This window comes from Chitinispirillales bacterium ANBcel5 (assembly GCA_029688955.1).
Lineage (GTDB): Bacteria > Fibrobacterota > Chitinivibrionia > Chitinivibrionales > Chitinispirillaceae > Cellulosispirillum > Cellulosispirillum alkaliphilum.
In genome coordinates, this window is the sequence record JARUKZ010000024.1 from 47,504 (window position 1) to 63,411 (window position 15,908).

19 protein-coding genes are annotated in these 15,908 nt (G+C 45.7%); 8 read left to right on the top strand and 11 right to left on the bottom strand.

What is annotated here, in order from left to right; genetic code table 11:
- The gene (locus QA601_12965) at positions 1-549 is read right to left on the bottom strand and encodes a hypothetical protein (protein MDG5815996.1); all 549 of its coding nucleotides are present in this window, start codon (positions 547-549) and stop codon (positions 1-3) included.
- 213 nt (positions 550-762) lie between these two features.
- Here QA601_12965 and QA601_12970 point away from each other — a divergent pair, with 213 nt between their 5' ends.
- Complete coding sequence (locus QA601_12970) at positions 763-1,503, top strand: Mut7-C RNAse domain-containing protein (protein MDG5815997.1); 741 nt, start codon at positions 763-765, stop codon at positions 1,501-1,503.
- Entirely contained in the window at positions 1,500-1,880 is a 381-nt protein-coding gene (locus QA601_12975) for a YkgJ family cysteine cluster protein (GenBank protein MDG5815998.1), read from the top strand. Before QA601_12970 ends, QA601_12975 begins: the two co-directional genes overlap by 4 nt.
- Before the next feature lie 98 nt (positions 1,881-1,978).
- Here the strand turns inward: QA601_12975 and QA601_12980 are convergent, their stop codons facing one another.
- The 5 genes from QA601_12980 to QA601_13000 form a co-directional block, all read right to left on the bottom strand.
- The gene (locus QA601_12980; GenBank protein MDG5815999.1) at positions 1,979-2,362 is read right to left on the bottom strand and encodes a desulfoferrodoxin family protein; all 384 of its coding nucleotides are present in this window, start codon (positions 2,360-2,362) and stop codon (positions 1,979-1,981) included.
- A gap of 79 nt (positions 2,363-2,441) precedes the next feature.
- Positions 2,442-3,029, bottom strand: coding sequence for a peroxiredoxin (locus QA601_12985; GenBank protein ID MDG5816000.1), 588 nt, complete (start codon positions 3,027-3,029; stop codon positions 2,442-2,444).
- Between the two features lie 484 nt (positions 3,030-3,513).
- The gene (typA, locus tag QA601_12990; protein ID MDG5816001.1) at positions 3,514-5,283 is read right to left on the bottom strand and encodes a translational GTPase TypA; all 1,770 of its coding nucleotides are present in this window, start codon (positions 5,281-5,283) and stop codon (positions 3,514-3,516) included.
- Positions 5,284-5,471: 188 nt separating this feature from the next.
- Positions 5,472-6,143 carry a BON domain-containing protein gene (locus QA601_12995; GenBank protein ID MDG5816002.1) on the bottom strand — a complete coding sequence of 224 codons (672 nt, stop codon included), beginning with the start codon at positions 6,141-6,143 and terminating at the stop codon, positions 5,472-5,474.
- A gap of 18 nt (positions 6,144-6,161) precedes the next feature.
- Positions 6,162-6,830 (bottom strand): BON domain-containing protein, encoded by a 669-nt coding sequence (locus QA601_13000; GenBank protein ID MDG5816003.1) that lies wholly within the window; start codon positions 6,828-6,830, stop codon positions 6,162-6,164.
- 206 nt (positions 6,831-7,036) lie between these two features.
- Between QA601_13000 and QA601_13005 the strand changes: the two genes are divergently transcribed.
- Entirely contained in the window at positions 7,037-7,396 is a 360-nt protein-coding gene (locus tag QA601_13005; protein MDG5816004.1) for a potassium channel family protein, read from the top strand.
- A 37-nt stretch (positions 7,397-7,433) separates the two neighbouring features.
- On the opposite strand, the gene QA601_13010 is transcribed toward QA601_13005, so the two are convergent.
- Positions 7,434-7,847 (bottom strand): ester cyclase, encoded by a 414-nt coding sequence (locus tag QA601_13010; GenBank protein ID MDG5816005.1) that lies wholly within the window; start codon positions 7,845-7,847, stop codon positions 7,434-7,436.
- 202 nt (positions 7,848-8,049) lie between these two features.
- On the bottom strand, positions 8,050-8,934 hold the full coding sequence (locus tag QA601_13015) for a peptidase MA family metallohydrolase (protein ID MDG5816006.1): 885 nt from the start codon (positions 8,932-8,934) through the stop codon (positions 8,050-8,052).
- A gap of 147 nt (positions 8,935-9,081) precedes the next feature.
- Here QA601_13015 and QA601_13020 point away from each other — a divergent pair, with 147 nt between their 5' ends.
- The 5 genes from QA601_13020 (at position 9,082) to QA601_13040 (ending at position 13,392) form a co-directional block, all read left to right on the top strand.
- Positions 9,082-10,023 carry a hypothetical protein gene (locus QA601_13020; GenBank protein ID MDG5816007.1) on the top strand — a complete coding sequence of 314 codons (942 nt, stop codon included), beginning with the start codon at positions 9,082-9,084 and terminating at the stop codon, positions 10,021-10,023.
- Between the two features lie 120 nt (positions 10,024-10,143).
- Positions 10,144-10,605 carry an RNA methyltransferase gene (locus QA601_13025; protein MDG5816008.1) on the top strand — a complete coding sequence of 154 codons (462 nt, stop codon included), beginning with the start codon at positions 10,144-10,146 and terminating at the stop codon, positions 10,603-10,605.
- 673 nt (positions 10,606-11,278) lie between these two features.
- Entirely contained in the window at positions 11,279-12,055 is a 777-nt protein-coding gene (locus QA601_13030) for an imidazole glycerol phosphate synthase cyclase subunit (GenBank protein ID MDG5816009.1), read from the top strand.
- Positions 12,056-12,221: 166 nt separating this feature from the next.
- The gene (locus QA601_13035; protein ID MDG5816010.1) at positions 12,222-12,650 is read left to right on the top strand and encodes a CBS domain-containing protein; all 429 of its coding nucleotides are present in this window, start codon (positions 12,222-12,224) and stop codon (positions 12,648-12,650) included.
- A 64-nt stretch (positions 12,651-12,714) separates the two neighbouring features.
- The gene (locus tag QA601_13040; GenBank protein MDG5816011.1) at positions 12,715-13,392 is read left to right on the top strand and encodes a BON domain-containing protein; all 678 of its coding nucleotides are present in this window, start codon (positions 12,715-12,717) and stop codon (positions 13,390-13,392) included.
- A gap of 58 nt (positions 13,393-13,450) precedes the next feature.
- Here the strand turns inward: QA601_13040 and QA601_13045 are convergent, their stop codons facing one another.
- The 3 genes from QA601_13045 to QA601_13055 form a co-directional block, all read right to left on the bottom strand.
- Positions 13,451-14,362 carry an SDR family oxidoreductase gene (locus QA601_13045; GenBank protein ID MDG5816012.1) on the bottom strand — a complete coding sequence of 304 codons (912 nt, stop codon included), beginning with the start codon at positions 14,360-14,362 and terminating at the stop codon, positions 13,451-13,453.
- A gap of 33 nt (positions 14,363-14,395) precedes the next feature.
- Positions 14,396-15,307 (bottom strand): SDR family oxidoreductase, encoded by a 912-nt coding sequence (locus QA601_13050; GenBank protein ID MDG5816013.1) that lies wholly within the window; start codon positions 15,305-15,307, stop codon positions 14,396-14,398.
- 291 nt (positions 15,308-15,598) lie between these two features.
- A partial coding sequence (locus tag QA601_13055; GenBank protein MDG5816014.1) for a hypothetical protein occupies positions 15,599-15,908 on the bottom strand: 310 nt, incomplete at its 5' end.

Here is a 15,908-nt window from a genome sequence, read left to right on the forward strand (position 1 = left end):
CTATTCGACCTTTATCCCCGCCATATCCATCAGCTCTTTTTCCATTCGATCCTTCTCGCTATGGTAGCGTTTAAAAGCAGTATCGATTCGCTCTCTATCGTATGACTGGAGATTAGGCCTAATGTTTTGCCGGTAGAGATCTACCATGTGGTCTCTGTAGTGAGGACACTTATACAGTTTTAATCTAAGCCGCAACTCACCACTCAACCGGTTTTCAAGCCCACATTCGCGTGCCAGCACCCCATCTAAGTGAGCAATCTTTCCTGCTATGGAAAGTATCAACTCCACCGCATCATGCTCATCCTCATCTAAAGCAGCTACCGACGGTAGTTGGATAGATCGCTTTTCACCAAGCATGATCTCAAGTGCTTCACGATCTTCAGGGGCAGGATCGTAGAAATACTCTATCCCTCTGCCCGTTTCACAGCCCTTACTGTGCATATAAGTTAGCACCCTTGCCATCTCTTCGCTATAGTTATGATCTGCACAGATCGCATGTATTTTCATTGCATCTTCGAAGTATAAGGTGAAGGTATCCTGATCACTCATGTATATAGCCCCCTATAAAGCATTTTGACAGCAAATTACTACTACTTTTATTAACACAAAAAATTCTGTACCTTATTGATAGCAAAAACTGAACCCACTTGCCCGCCCCTGCACTGAATCTGTAATTTTCATTCACTATTACTTTTGGTGGTAATTATTTTTGGTTCAGGGTCCAAAGAATAAAGATCAAGGCAAAAGAATGAAGGAAACGATGTGGAGCAAAATAGCGCTTATGTTCAACTCTTCGGAGAGCTAAATGATTTTTTGCCCAAGACGTTAAAAAACAAACCAATCGAAGTTTCATTTCATGGATCTCCAGCTGTAAAAGACACAATTGAGTCGCTTAATGTACCCCACACCGAGGTATATAAAATTAAAGTGAACAAAGAAACGGTTCACTTTAGCTACAGACTAAAAGACCAGGAGCAGGTAGAGGTCTATCCATTTACCCTGAATGATCAGGGTAACCTCTTTTCTCAAAATTGTTTCATTTTAGATGTACATCTTGGAAAACTGGCGAGACTTTTACGTCTTATGGGTTTTGACACGCTCTACAATAGCAGCTACTGCGACCAGCAAATAATTCATATTGCACTGGAGCACAACCGCACTATTCTCACAAGAGACATTGGTATTCTCAAAAACGGAAAAGTTAAAAGCGGCTACTGGGTACGATCAACGAACCCAGAGATGCAAATAAAAGAAGTACAGAATAGATTTTCCCTGTGCTCAAAAGCCAAACCCTTCACTCTTTGCCTACGATGCAACGGTACACTGGAAAAGGTCTCTAAACAGGACATCTTTTCACTGCTGGACGAAAAGACAAAGCAGTACTATAATGAATTCACAAGGTGCAGCGTATGTAGAAAGATATACTGGAAAGGATCCCATTATACACGATTAACCGACTTTTTAAAAAAAGTATGCAATCAAAAAATTGAAAGGGTTACATGAAAAAGAGTTTAAAAAACGAAAATCCCTGCAGTCAGTGTGACGCCCACTGCTGCAAACACGTTGCAGTACAAATAGATACCCCTGAAGACAAAAGTGACTATGATACGATCAGATGGTACCTGTTGCACCGGGATGTCTGGGTGTCTATTGATCATAGTGAGGATTGGCTGATAGAGTTTAGAACCCCCTGCCAACATATTTTACCCGATTACAAGTGTGGAATTTATGAAAACAGGCCAACAATTTGCAGAGAGTACCCCGCAGAAGATGAAATCTGCGAAGCTGTAAGTGATGAACTTTCATACACCCACCTCTTTAAAACAGTAGAAGACTTTGAATCATATCTGAACAAAATTAAGAAGAAAAAAGCCAAATAAGTCGTAGTACTACTATAAATACCTTAAAGGAATACACCTCAAAAGGGGGTCAACGCTTTTGGGCGCTGCCCCCGATTACAAATTAGAGCCTTCTATCTTTATTTGGTTCCCCAAAACCCGTGTTTATTACAGAATTCACGAGCAGAGAGGGGCACACCCTCTTCAACCAAAAATTCAGCTTCTGCAGCGGTATCGCCCTCTTTAAAATCGTGTCTAAGGACTTTATCTCCTGCAATAAGCTCCACAAAGAGTATATAATGATCGCTGGTCATAGGGTGAGCAACTTCCCCCACCTTTACCACTACCTTATTTCCCTGGCGTTCAATAACCGGAACGTGTTTCTCAACCGCAGCATCAGTGGTATTTGGAACCAGTTCTTTCATCTCCTTATCACAGCAAAACAAACTCTCGTTACCATTCCAAAGCGCCTCTGCAACAGCACCGCAACCCTGACACTTGTAAACACTCTTTTTCTTAATCATCAAACCTCCTCGGAAAAATTTGCATGGAGTTAAGAGACCCATGAGTAGTGACTCACGAGTCTCTGTGTAATATAATTAATCATTTGGTCTGTGCAAAATACTCCTGAAGCCCCTTTTGATCAGGCACCATTGACCGGTCTCCGGCCCTCCAGTTAGCAGGACATACCTCTCCCCGCTCTTCATAAAACTGAAGCGCATCAACCATTCTTATAACCTCATCAACACTGCGCCCCAACGGAAGATCATTAACAAGCTGATGACGAACTACAAAGTCCTTATCGATAAGAAACAGGCCCCTGTAGGCTACTCCTTTACCCTCAACCAGTACATCGTAGGCTTGAGAGATCTCTTTTGTAAGATCTGAAACGATAGGATACTTTACCCCTTCGATTCCACCCTTTTCTCTGGAAGTGGAAAGCCACGCAAAGTGACTGTAATGGGAATCAACACTAACAGCGATGAGCTCGGTGTTACGGCTGTGAAACTCCGAAAGCTTCTCGTTAAAAGCATGAAGCTCGGTTGGGCAGACAAAGGTAAAGTCAAGTGGGTAAAAATAGAGAACAATGTATTTACCCTTTAGATCTGAGAGTTTAAATGATTCGATGATCTCATTTTCCCTTACTGCAGTTGCTTCAAAATCTGGTGCATTTCTTCCAACTAATACCATCTTTTTCCTCCAGTGTTTATTTTTTTTACTATTATCTACAAACATTTTAAAGGGCCTGTTTATGCAATAGCCATGCCATCTTAATTTTCTGCTAAATTGAGCCCTTTTGAGCCAATTTCATGGTCACAGCAACAGCATTACTGTACTAAAACACCTACCCTGTACAATGTATTTCTGTACACTTTTAGACACAATTATCGTGTACCTGAACACGGCCATAATCTTTTTAGTACGGGTTAAGAGGTTTTAAATTGATAGGAGTGTAAGGTGGAAAGCAGGTGCGTTAAAAAACACTACGCATTACTGTATTAAGCACACGTGAAGATTTATCTGAGAAGTATATAATAGCAGTAGCAGAAAAGCTTGTTGCTGAGGGAGCCCTGCCCGGGGCCGCATATTTTTCTGTACACACTGAAAAGCACCAAAAGTGAGCAATAACTCTAAAGCATTGCCCACCAGTTTGTACTACCTACTTTGGTTTTACTTATCTTTTTCTAAGCCGTATAGACTCTGGAGTAATCTCTACAAGTTCATCATCGTTAATGTAAGCGATACAGTCCTCCAGGCTCATCTCAAAAGGCGGAGTAAGCAAAACATTATCATCACTGCCTGCAGCACGCATGTTTGTAAGCTTTTTCTCCTTACCGGGGTTAACCACCAGATCATTTGACCGGCAGTGCTCACCAACTATTTGTCCTCTATAAATTTTTATACCAGGCCCAAGGAACATCTTCCCCCTGTCCTGAAGATTGTATAGGGCATACGGTACAGTGGCACAGTTCTCTTTTGCTATCAAAACACCATTGGCCCGGGTTCTTATCTCACCGGCAAATGGGGCGTAGTCATAGAAAACATAGTTCATTATTCCCATGCCTTTGGTATCGGTCATAAACTCTGAGCGGTAGCCAAGAAGCCCACGGGTCGGAATCCTGAAAACCATTCTGGCCATACCGTTTTCCTGATTCATTTCAACCATGGTTCCTTTTCTGCTCCCAAGTTTCTCAATCACCACACCTGAGAAGTTTTCATCCACATCAACCGTCAACTCCTCAAAGGGCTCGAGCTGTTTGCCGTCTTTGGTCTGCATAATAACCTGAGGGCGTGTTACCTGAAATTCATACCCCTCTCTGCGCATTCTTTCGATAAGGATAGAGAGGTGAAGTTCTCCCCGGCCCGATACTTTATATCCCACCTCACTGTCCAGCGGTTCGACAACCAGTGCAACATCAGAGAGCACCTCTTTCATAAGGCGTTCCTGAAGGTGACGGGAGGTAACAAACTTTCCCTCCGTACCCGCAAAGGGAGAGTCGTTGGGGATAAAGTTCATGGATATAGTAGGTGGATCTATAACCGTTGGTGGGAGCGGGTTTGGATTCAGAGGATCGGTGAATGTAACCCCCACTGTGACTTCATCCATTCCTGCTACAGCCACGATATCACCAACGGAAGCAACCTGCAACGGCACTTTTTGTACACCATCAAAACCATATACCTTGGAAATCCTTGCTGGTACCATGCGGCTGTCTCTAAGCACCACAGCTATCTCTTTATTCACATTGAGAGTACCGGCAGTGATTTTTCCAATCCCCATGCGCCCAAGATAGGGCGAATAATCTATGGAACTTACAAGCATTTGAAGCGATTCTTCGGGGTTGCCCTTTGGTGGGGGGATGTGTTTTATGATCTTCTCTAAAAGTGGCTCCATGGTTGAGCAGTTGTCATCGGGATCATTTAAAGCATAGCCCTCTTTTGCCGAAGCATAAACGACGGGAAAATCAAGCACATCGTCGGGAGCATCAAGCTTTACGAAAAGATCAAAAACCTGATCAAGAACCCATTCAGGCCTTGCGGCAGGTTTATCGATTTTATTTATCACCACAATAACCGGCAGCGAAAGAGCGAGTGCTTTTTTCAGTACAAAGTAGGTCTGGGGCATTGGCCCTTCCTGAGCATCAACCATAAGTAGCGCTCCGTCGGCCATCTTCAAAACACGCTCAACCTGACCGCCAAAATCGGCATGTCCGGGAGTGTCTATAATATTAACCTGATATCCCCTGAACTGAAAAGAGCCGTTTTTTGAAGCGATAGTAATCCCCCGCTCCCGTTCAAGATCCATCGAATCCATAAGTCTGTCGCTTACAACCTGATTTTCTCTGAACATCCCACTCTGTTTAAACAGCTCATCCACAAGTGTGGTTTTCCCATGGTCTACATGGGCAATAATTGCAATATTTCTGAGTTTTTCCTGATCCATAGATTTGTTTTCTGCCAATAAAATAGAGGCTTTGGAAGAATAAAAAAATAGCAGTCAAAGAGATAAACGTAGCAGTTCGATCCATTGGGCCCGTTTATTGCACTGTGTGCCAAAAAGAGAGCGTTAAATTAATTCAGGGCAGGTTTTGCTGTCCACCAAAAAGTGTAATTCCAGCTGGAAAAATTACTTTAATAGGAATCGGGCGCAATGACAAGATCATTTTGCAAATCAGTTACTCCCGCAGTGTACTGTACAATAGTGTTTGCAGCTTTATAAGCAGCCCAGTCAGGCACTTTGCCACTGAGGCGCACTCTCCCCTCTTCAACCATAACATCGATCATATCGATATCGATATCGATATTTCTGTCCAGAGCATCAATTATGTCTTCAGCAATAATCTCGTCATTAAGGTCATGCTTTGGTGTAACCCCCAGCCGATCATCTACCAGAATAACACCAGCCACATGTTTAGCCAGCTCCTCAGCCCTCTTTTTTTGCCAGTACGATCCCACCGCCCCTTCAAGTGTTACCACCCCATTATCTACCGAGATCACTATATCTTCACCTGAGAGAGCAGTATCCCAGTCAAAAATATTTCGTATGTTATCTCTGAGTTCAGCCCTGGGCGGAGCAGCAGGCTGATCCAACCGAACAGCGATTCTGTTTTCAACCACTTTAACCCCTGGTACAGCCCACACATCAGACTCCGCAGATTCCCTGGCATAGGCAGTGGGCACGGTTCCATAGAGATGCACCGCTCCGTTGGACACTTCAACCAACACCTCGGAAGCATCTACCCTTGAGTCCCAGAACAACTGATCGACTATTCGCTTTTTGGTTTCTTCGTTAGAATAAAGCATTGTTTCGAACCCCGTGTATTAAGGTGCTTCGATAATCAGGTTATTTTTAACTGAAATAACACCATCGGTGTATTTAGCGATATCCTGAGCAGTTTTAAATGCACTGAAATGGGGAACGGTCCCACTGATCACCACATTGCCTTCGGACACCTGTACATCCACATTATTTACATTAACATCCGCATGTCTGTCCAGCGCTGCCTCTATATCCCGTGCTATAAGCTCATCAACATAAAAGCGCGTAGGAACAACAGCAAGCCTGTTTATAAGGAGGGTGACTCCGTCTATATTAAGCGCGATCTCCTCTGCTTTCTCTTTTTGCCACAGTGAAGGCACTGTTCCATCCAACATCACTTCCCCATTTTCTACCCGTACCTCTATATCTGAATCATCCACTCTCTGATCAAAGGCAAGCAAACTGCTTACACTGCTTTGAATGGTGGCATCCTGTGGAACATCTTTGCCAGAGGGCAGCATCACTGAAAGTTCGTTTTCTACATCATTAACTCCCTTTACCGCCCTGGTATCATATTCTGCGATCTGCCGTGCCCAGTATGAAGGAACTGTGCCACTTAAGCGAACCTTTCCATCCACTGTTTCTATACTTATGGCAGATGAGTCGAGACGTGCATCCCAGAAAAGCTGCTGCTGTATCTTCTCCTTTAACTTCTGCTGCTCCTGAGCCATACTCCGCTCCCCCTTAACGTTATATTCCGAGATTTGCTGTAACAGTTTCTTACTTTGAATAAATGCAACTACTGTACCTAAGAAAAAGAACGACAACCCACTAAGATGGCAAAACGGTACACAGGTTGCTCTTTAAAGGTGTTAACAGCCTTTTCTATGGAAACTCCCCAATATTCTTTAACTTCGACACTTAACTTTTTTTCAGGATGAAACTGAACAGAAACGATAGTAAGTGGCCTTCAGGTCTAAAATTCACCGCCTCGTTTGTGAGAATTTTTCTGCGCTTTCTTGGTCTGACCTTTCCGGCCTGGGGAGCGATTCTCATTGCTGTAGTACTCTTGGGATTACTTTTCAGCGCAATCGAACAGCACTCTATGTTCGATTCCCTTTACTTTATGTTTATAACATCAATGACCATAGGGTACGGAGATATTACCCCCGTCACACCGAGTGGCAAGATACTTTCTGTAGTGGGCGGAATTCTTGGAATACTGACTACCGGTATAGTTGTGGCAGTGGCACTTCAGGCACTGAAAACCTCTCTCGGTCTGAAGCAGTCAGACTGAATGTTTACTGTCTAAGTATTAGGCGCCAGGCCGGAGATTACCTGGTAGCGGTAACACCAAGCTGACTCATGAGCGCCATAGTGTCGTAGTAGTCGCTTTCGCTAACGATTTTGCCGTTACGAGCCACTATTATGCTACAAGCAACCACTGCAATCTTTTTGCCTGTAGCCCTGATGCCTTCCAAGTCGCCTTTGTGTGTTCCGGAAAACGTGTACTCAATTATAGAAACGTCCTCGTCTGGTAGATACTGATTCCCTATGGTAATGGTCAGATCGGGAAAAGCACCCGTGAACATTCTGGCAGCATCGACAGGAACATTCACTCCCTGCCTTTTCACCCCATCACCGACCATGTAGACGGTATCAGCGTGATAAAGTTCCCGAAGCTTATCAAAATCGTGAGATGAAATGGCATCAAAGACCGCACGGTGGAGTGCTGCGTGGTCAGACATGATGTAACTCCTTCATTGATTTTTAACCGCCCCTTTCAGACAGGGCATTTTTGTTATCAAACCGCAAAGGAAATGCCACATCTGTTTAGCTATACTAATAGGGCAGAAAGGACACAGTTTCACAGCCAGGCTCGGAGAGAGCGCTCCTGATACTCAATCATAGCAGGCAAAAGATAGAGCCCTTCTCATTTATTCTTATAAATCAAAAACCACCCCCGTCTACTTCAGCCCTCTCCTGCATCTCCATCTCCCGCAGCTTCTTTCTGTTTCGCACCCGTGTTACAACAATAGCTGTAATTGCAAGCAAAACGATCAAACTCCACAATAACCGCTCGTCGGAAAGAAATGTCACTCGGTAGCGTGAGTTGATGAAATCATGGACAATCGCTTCATACTGCAATGTTTCGAGCCCATAAACCGTTTTTAGCGCAGCCGGAAACCCCCGTCTGGTGTAAGCGGCACTGAGCAACTCCTCGATTCCCCCAATCCCATACTGTTCGATAAGATAGAGAACTGCTGCGTGGCTTTGAGCATAGGCAAGCTGGGCCGCTGAAGCATCAAAGCGATTCACGTATTCAATGGTATCCAGGGAAAGCAACCCCCCTCTCCATGCTGCTGCAGAGAGCAGTCTCTGCCCCTCAAAAGGCATCTCTCCCGAAAGCACCATCGCAAGCCCCTCATGGAGCCATCGGGGGATATAGGTTCTGCCAAATCCCCGGTTTACAATTATATGGACAAGCTCATGACTGGTTAGCTGCATAAAATCCATATTCATAATAGGGCTTCTGTTCACTGGTATAATTATCGAATCGGTACCTATTGCTCCCCCACCACCCCATTCGGGCAATCTGACCCGGTAATTCACTCCCCGCCGGTGGTTATAGAAGGTGATGAAAAGCTCTGAAGTATCAAGGGGGGTATCGGGCAGCAATGTTTGCCATATCCTCACATACTCCTTCTCTACCCGCTCTCCTTTTATCTGCTCAGGAACATATCCCTCAAGCCTAATAAAGGAAAAGGCAAGAAACTGCAGCGCACAAATTAAAAGCAGGGCTGCTTTAACTATAGTAGTATTTCCTGTTTTCACCAAAAATCTATTCCCTTACAGAGGTACTAAGTGGGCAAGCTTAGTTATGAAACTACTTTGATGAACTGTGATAGTTCAAAAAAAAAGATTCTTTGGGTTTATACTGGCACAATTAGTGCTCTTTTTCCGAGGAAAAAAGGAGTGTCTATGAAAAAATTTCTGCTCGTGCTCTTTATAGCACTAAAAGCTGCAACCGCTCAGGATACTATCCCCTTTAACTTTGGCATAGCTCCGGGGCTCAGTCTTAGAAACACAATCGATGCTACAGTACATTTTAATGTTAATCTTATAAACAGCAGAATTGGTACGCTTCAGGGGGCCGATTTTGCCGGACTGGTATCCAACATTGCAGGCACCGCCAATGGCTATCAGGTAGCAGGTATCACCGCCTCTGCAGAAGAGCTTAGTGGGTTTCAGGTATCGGGAATATTCTCCCACGTTCGTTCCGATGCAAGTGGGTATCAGGGTAGTGGAATAGTAAATTCAATCAGAGGTGATCTAAGCGGCATACAAAGCGCTTACATTGTAAATAGAGTCAGCGGTACGACCTATGGCGGACAAACCGGGTTTATAAATATCGCCAATGATGTCAACGGATTTCAGGCCGGATTCATAAACATCTCACGACAACTAAATGGTATTCCGCTGGGAATAATAAACATTGCCGAAAACGGAAGAGTTACCGCTATCGCTTATGCCTCAAACTTTTCCACTGTAAACGCAGGGGCACGATTTATCGCCAATAATTTTGTATCAACCATTACTGCCGGGGGACACGATTATCATAACCGTCTCGATACTGCCGCAGGAATCTCCACCTCATGGGGATACCATATCCCGTTGTACCCTCTTTATTTGGAAATAGATTTGGCTTCCATGAATCTGACACAGCTTGCCGGAGAGATAGATCGTGATAATTTAAGGACCCGATCGCTTACTGCACTACGACTCACTGCAGGGTTTGAGATCACAGGGTTTATAGGTGTTTTTGCCGGTGCGGGATTGGGCTACGATGTGGAGTTGCAGGGGGGTGATTTTGTAAGCGACAGTTTTCAGCCCCTCTATTACGGAGGCGTCACTCTGTTTTAGGGGCAAAGGGCTCATGTTTAGTGCCCCTGTTTTGAGCGCACTTTTTAGATCACCGGGCCATATTCTATATTACCCCTGAGGAAAACATGATGGTTAAACTTCAGGACAAGCTACCAATTTATGGGCAAAAACTTACAAATCGATGGGTTCTTTGGCATTGGTATAGAATGCTGCAAAACGTGGGTTAATTACGGTACTCTCTACCGCACAGCGCGAATATTGGGAGCCAGTTTTGTGTTTCTGATCAACAATAAATTCAAAAAAACCAAATCCGATACGCAAAAAACCTGGCGCTCGGTACCGACCTACTCCTATTTGGATTTTGACCACTTTTACCAAAGCCTTCCCTTCTCCTGCGTGCTTGTGGGAGTGGAGATGAGCGAATCTGCTCAGTATGTGGAGGAGTTTACTCATCCTGAGCGCGCATGCTATCTGTTGGGTTCCGAGGACCATGGCTTATCCCGTAAGGCACTGGATAATTGCCACAAACTTATCCGTCTCAGAGGTGACCATTCAATGAATGTCGCGGTAGCAGGATCGATTGTGCTGTATGACCGGTTCACCAAAAGAACCCCACTGTAACATGCCCGCCTCAGCAGGAAGACCCAAACTGTTGTTCTGCCGGTTGCGAATAGATAGAGTGGAGCGGGCAGTAAATGGTTTAAAAGGAGGATATAAACGCAAAGAGCGCTGAGAACGCCCGTTCTCCGTAGCGGACTATTACGAAGGGTGAGCAGAGGAAAGACGCAGAGAGGAAAAAAAGATAAGGCGATAGTGGAAAGTGGCACTTTCTTAAGTGCCAGTGCCCTCAAAAAGCGAAGTCCTCGTAGGGCGCTACAACCGAGGCACCGAGGAGGTACGACGAGCCTGCCCATCCTCCGCCCGCCTTCCGAAGCAGACTTCTGCGCCCGTACTCTACTACGTCCTACGTAGAGGGCTACGGAGGTTAGGAGAGGACATTGTGCCCGAATGGGTAGAACCGGTGCCGTCCGCGGCAGGCGCCCGGGATAGCTCTAGTTTTTAGCGTTTGATTATATCATGGCTCTCAGGCGCCAACACTCCCTTTTCTGACTTTCTGTACTTAAACCAGAATAACCGCTTTGGACAGCGGTGATATCCTTTAAGTAGTTGATTTTTCTTTTTAAAGCCCATCCGTTTCCGTGCACTCAAATCTAAACTGATTGTATGAGAATCTGTCGTTTATTAATTTGCACTGTATCACATTTTACTAAGTATTGGAACAGGAAAAGAGGTTATGAGCTCAGCAGATTCAAAAACAATAAAGATCATGCCCTGTCTTGATATGCAAAACGGACGGGTGGTGAAGGGTGTACAGTTTGTAGATATCCGTGATGCGGGAGATCCGGTGGAGTGTTGTGCTGCGTACTGTGAAGCGGGTGCGGATGAGATTGCGCTTTTGGATATTACCGCAACCGTTGAGGGACGTGCAACGATGCTTGAGGTGGTAAAACGGGTGGCCCCGGTGGCTACTATCCCCTTTTCTGTTGGTGGTGGAATTAGTGATGTCTCCGTGGCCGCTTCGGTGCTGGATGCCGGGGCTGACCGGATAACGGTAAGCAGCGCTGCATTTCGTAACCCACAGGTAGTAAAAGATATGGTGCAGGAGTTTGGTTCAGAGCGGGTTACCGTTGCCGTTGATGCGGCGGAGAACAAGGCTCTTCCAAGCGGCTATGAGGTATTTATCGATGGAGGCAGAACCGCTACCGGTAAAGATGCCATAGAGTGGATAAAAACCATTGACGGTTTTGGGGCCGGTACGATTTTACCCACCAGTAAGACTAAAGACGGGGTAAAGAGCGGCTACGATCTGCCCCTTATACAAAAGACCGCAGCAGTGACCGGTGCACAGGTGATCGCTTCCGGTGGTGCCGGTACGATGCAGCACTTTAAAGAAGCAGTTGAAGCCGGGGCTTCAATACTGCTTGCTGCCTCTGTTTTTCATTTTAAGACAATTCAGATCCCTGAGTTAAAGCAGTATCTTCGCGACGAGGGTATATCTGTTTCCATGTAAGTTTCTGAGGTGGTGAGTATTTGTGCAAAGAGACGGTTGACCTGACCGTCTCCTGCCTCTTTTCCCCAGTACCTCTCCCCCCCATTTTGGCACATCATTCGCTGTTTAAAAACATGTTTCGCAGTTCTGTGTTTCATTTCTCAGTTCACTTAAAAAGGAGCATGTTATGGATGTGTTTGAAATTATGACACGTAATGTCGATTCATTACCTTCAAACTATACAGTGCTTGATGCGGCAAAGAAGATGCGAACGCTAAACGTCGGGGTATTACCCGTTACCGAAGAGGGTCATGTGGTGGGAATGATTACCGACAGAGACATAGTGGTACGGGCGATTTCTGAAGAGTTAAACCCGGGCAACACCTCCTTAAAAGAGGTAATGAGCCGCGAGATCTTCTCCTGCAAAGAAAATGCAGATATTGCTGAAGCTGCAAAAATTATGGAAGAAAGGCGGGTAAGAAGACTTCTGGTGCAAAACAATGAGGGTAGTGTAACGGGGATCATTTCCCTTGGGGACATTGCAACCCATGTGCAAAAAGAACTCAGCGGGGAGATTTTACAGCAAGTCTCAGAGCCAAGTTTCCCAAGACGATAGTAAGCTGGTAAACTCCCAAATAACATGCAAACGTGTGATTCAAAGCATCTCATCCGGAGGTACAATGATGGAAAAAAGCAGGGCGGATATCAAACAATTGATTGATCTACGACTTTCAGCAGACAGCAGAATAGACTCAAACAACATAAAGGTAAAGCTGAGCAACAGTACCGCTACCGTATCCGGTGTTGTGCACTCTGTTGCGGCAAAAGATGCGGTGGAGTCTGATCTGTGGGCAATTAAAGAGATTCACTATGTCGATAACAAGCTGAAAGTGAAATTTCCCGATGGGTACCAAAGACCTGCGGATGAAACGATAAAGGAAAATTGCGACAGACTCTTCGCAATCGATCCCGATCTCTATCTTGAAGACATAGAGTGCACAGTGAATAAGGGTGTTATAAGTCTTAGTGGCAGTGTTGGTCAATACTATCGAAAGAAACGGGCTGAGTTTTTGGCAAATCAGGTCGGTGGGGCTCAGAATGTAAGAAATGGACTCAGTGTTGTTCCCACAAGGGAAGTTGAAGACCAAACGATTGCAAAAACGATTAGCCATCACATGGAAAAAGTGCTGGGGAGAGAGGAAAATTCCGTCGTTATAGAGGTACAAAAAGGCCATGTGGTTTTGGCCGGTACTGTTCCCGACCGACGTTCTTTCGATACAGTTGAGGATATTGCCAGATATACCGATGGAGTAGTAGATGTGAAAAACCACATGAGCATATCCGATGGGTACGATTGATTGATCCCTGAGACACCGTGCAAGAAGGGGGGAATTGTTTTTACAATTCCCTCTTTTTTTATCTGCTTGTTACAGGCATTCCGGTTGGCGCGATAATCTCCCCGGTATAGTATCGTGAATCGGAAGAGGCAAGAAAAACAAAGCTTGGTGCTATTTCGGCAGGTTGTGCAGGGCGCCCCCACAGTGACTCTGAGCCAAACTGTTCAACTTCCTTTCGCTCTCTTGTGGAGGGGATAAGCGGCGTCCACACCGGCCCGGGAGCCACACAGTTTACCCGTATGCCCTTTGGCGCAAGCTGCTGTGCCAGAGAGTAGGTTAAATTATGAATAGCAGCTTTGGTGCAGCTATAATCGATTAGCTGAGGATACCCCATCATTGCCACCACTGAACCCACATTTATTATACTGTCACCGGCCTTCATCTGTGAAAGGGTGGCCTGAGTGGTCCAGAAAAACGACATTATGTTGGTTTGAAATGTTTGATCAAGTTGTTCGGGAGTTATCTCCATAAAATCTTTTTTCTCTATATGGATAGCGGCGTTATTGACAAGAATGTTTATACCGCCAAATTTACGAACACTGCGTTCCACTAAGTTATGGCAAAACTGTGGATCTCTTATGTCGCCGCTTAAAGCCATACAATGGCGTCCCGCTTTTTCAACCCAATGAACCGTATCCTGGGCATCCTCGTGTTCATTAAAGTAGGAGATCACCACATCGGCTCCCTCTCTTGCATAGGCAATAGCAACCGCACGCCCGATCCCACTGTCCCCCCCGGTGATCAGTGCCACTTTGCCCTGAAGTTTCCCGCCACCCATATAGGAGTTTTCGCCATGATCGGCCCGGGGTTCCATATGCTGTTCAGTTCCGGGCCACTGCTGTGACTGGGGCTGCGGGGGGTGTTGTATCGATGCATCGTTACTTAAGGGGTTGAAATCAAGGTTTGATCCATGGTGAAGGTTTTCTTTCATGCAGGTTCTCCTTTAGTTTTGTTGGATGAGGTGTTATCTGCTGGTAAATGGTTGTCCTGTGGGAGCAAGTATCTCTCCTGTGCAGTATCTGCTGTCACTGGATGCCAGAAACACAAAACTGGGCGCGATTTCTGCCGGTTGCGCAGGGCGGCCCCAGAATGAGTTGGCACCAAATTTCCCCACATGGTTTATATCCCTTGTCGCGGGAATAAGGGGCGTCCACACAGGGCCGGGTGCAACACAGTTTACACGTATCCCACCGGGGGAAAACTGCTGTGAAAGTGATTTGGTAAGATTGTGAATCGCTGCCTTGGTGCAGCCATAATCAACCAGTGTTTTACTTCCCTTCAAAGCCACTACTGAGCCAACATTTATTATACTGTCTCCTGATTTCATCTGTGCAACAATACCCTGGGTGATCCAGAAGAAGGAGTAGACGTTTGTCTTAAATGTTTGCTCCAGTTGCTCTTTAGAGATTTGGGTAAAATCCTTTTGCTCTAAATGTACCCCAGCATTGTTTATTAGAATATTAACCCTTCCATACTGTTGCAGCGTTTTTGAAACAACATGTTTACAGTGATCATAGTCCTGGATATCACCATCGATTAAAAGGCACTTGCGTCCCGCCTTCGCGACCCACTCTTTTGTATCCCGGGCATCATCGTGTTCATTTAGATAGGATATAGCGATATCAGCCCCTTCCCGCGCAAAGGCAATTGCAACAGCTTTCCCTATTCCGCTGTCAGCACCGGTGATCAGTGCGACTTTCCCCTCAAGCTTTCCCCCACCCACATAGCTTTGCTCCCCGTGATCGGGCAATGGGTTAAGATGCTGATCGGTTCCCGGCCACTGCTGGCTCTGGGATGGCGGTGCGCCATTTAAGCGGGCGTCTTCGTTTAAAGGCGAGAAGTCAAGGTTTGATCCATGGTGAAGTGGCTCCTGCATAGAGTCTCCTTTTCTCAATATGCACATTTTGCGTTGGAATTGAATTAGAGATTTGCAAAAATTAGTCCATGAATTTGAAATGAGGAGTGTGGATACAAAATACAGGACAGGGGGCAACGATCTGTTGATTCTTAAGCTCTCAGGTGCTGCTCAGGAAAAAAATTGATGCGCACCAAATGCCCATCTTGCACAGTACGAACCCCAGAGAGGACCTGGGGTTCACTTGGCGAGTTTTTTAATGACCCTCTAAATTGGGTGTGTTCGATGGTTTGGTTTTAATGCCTCTCCCCCCTACCGCACCAACACTCTCTCAACCGCGCTCATCACTCCACCTTTATGCTCTACCCGTATCTCTGCCACATAAAAGCCGCTTCCACCACTGAATCGCACAGTATGGTCTCCGGCGCCCCGGGGTTTGTTAAGCACTTGCTCAACGCGTTTCCCACGGAGATCATACAGGTCTATGGTTACTCTACCGGGCTTTGAGAGGCTATAGCGTAGCTCAACACTACCGGGTTTGCCCGACACGGCATTTAAGGAGAGCTGAGACGGTGCGACCCGCTGAGGTGTACGGGTGGCCGATACCGGTTGGGGATAGCCA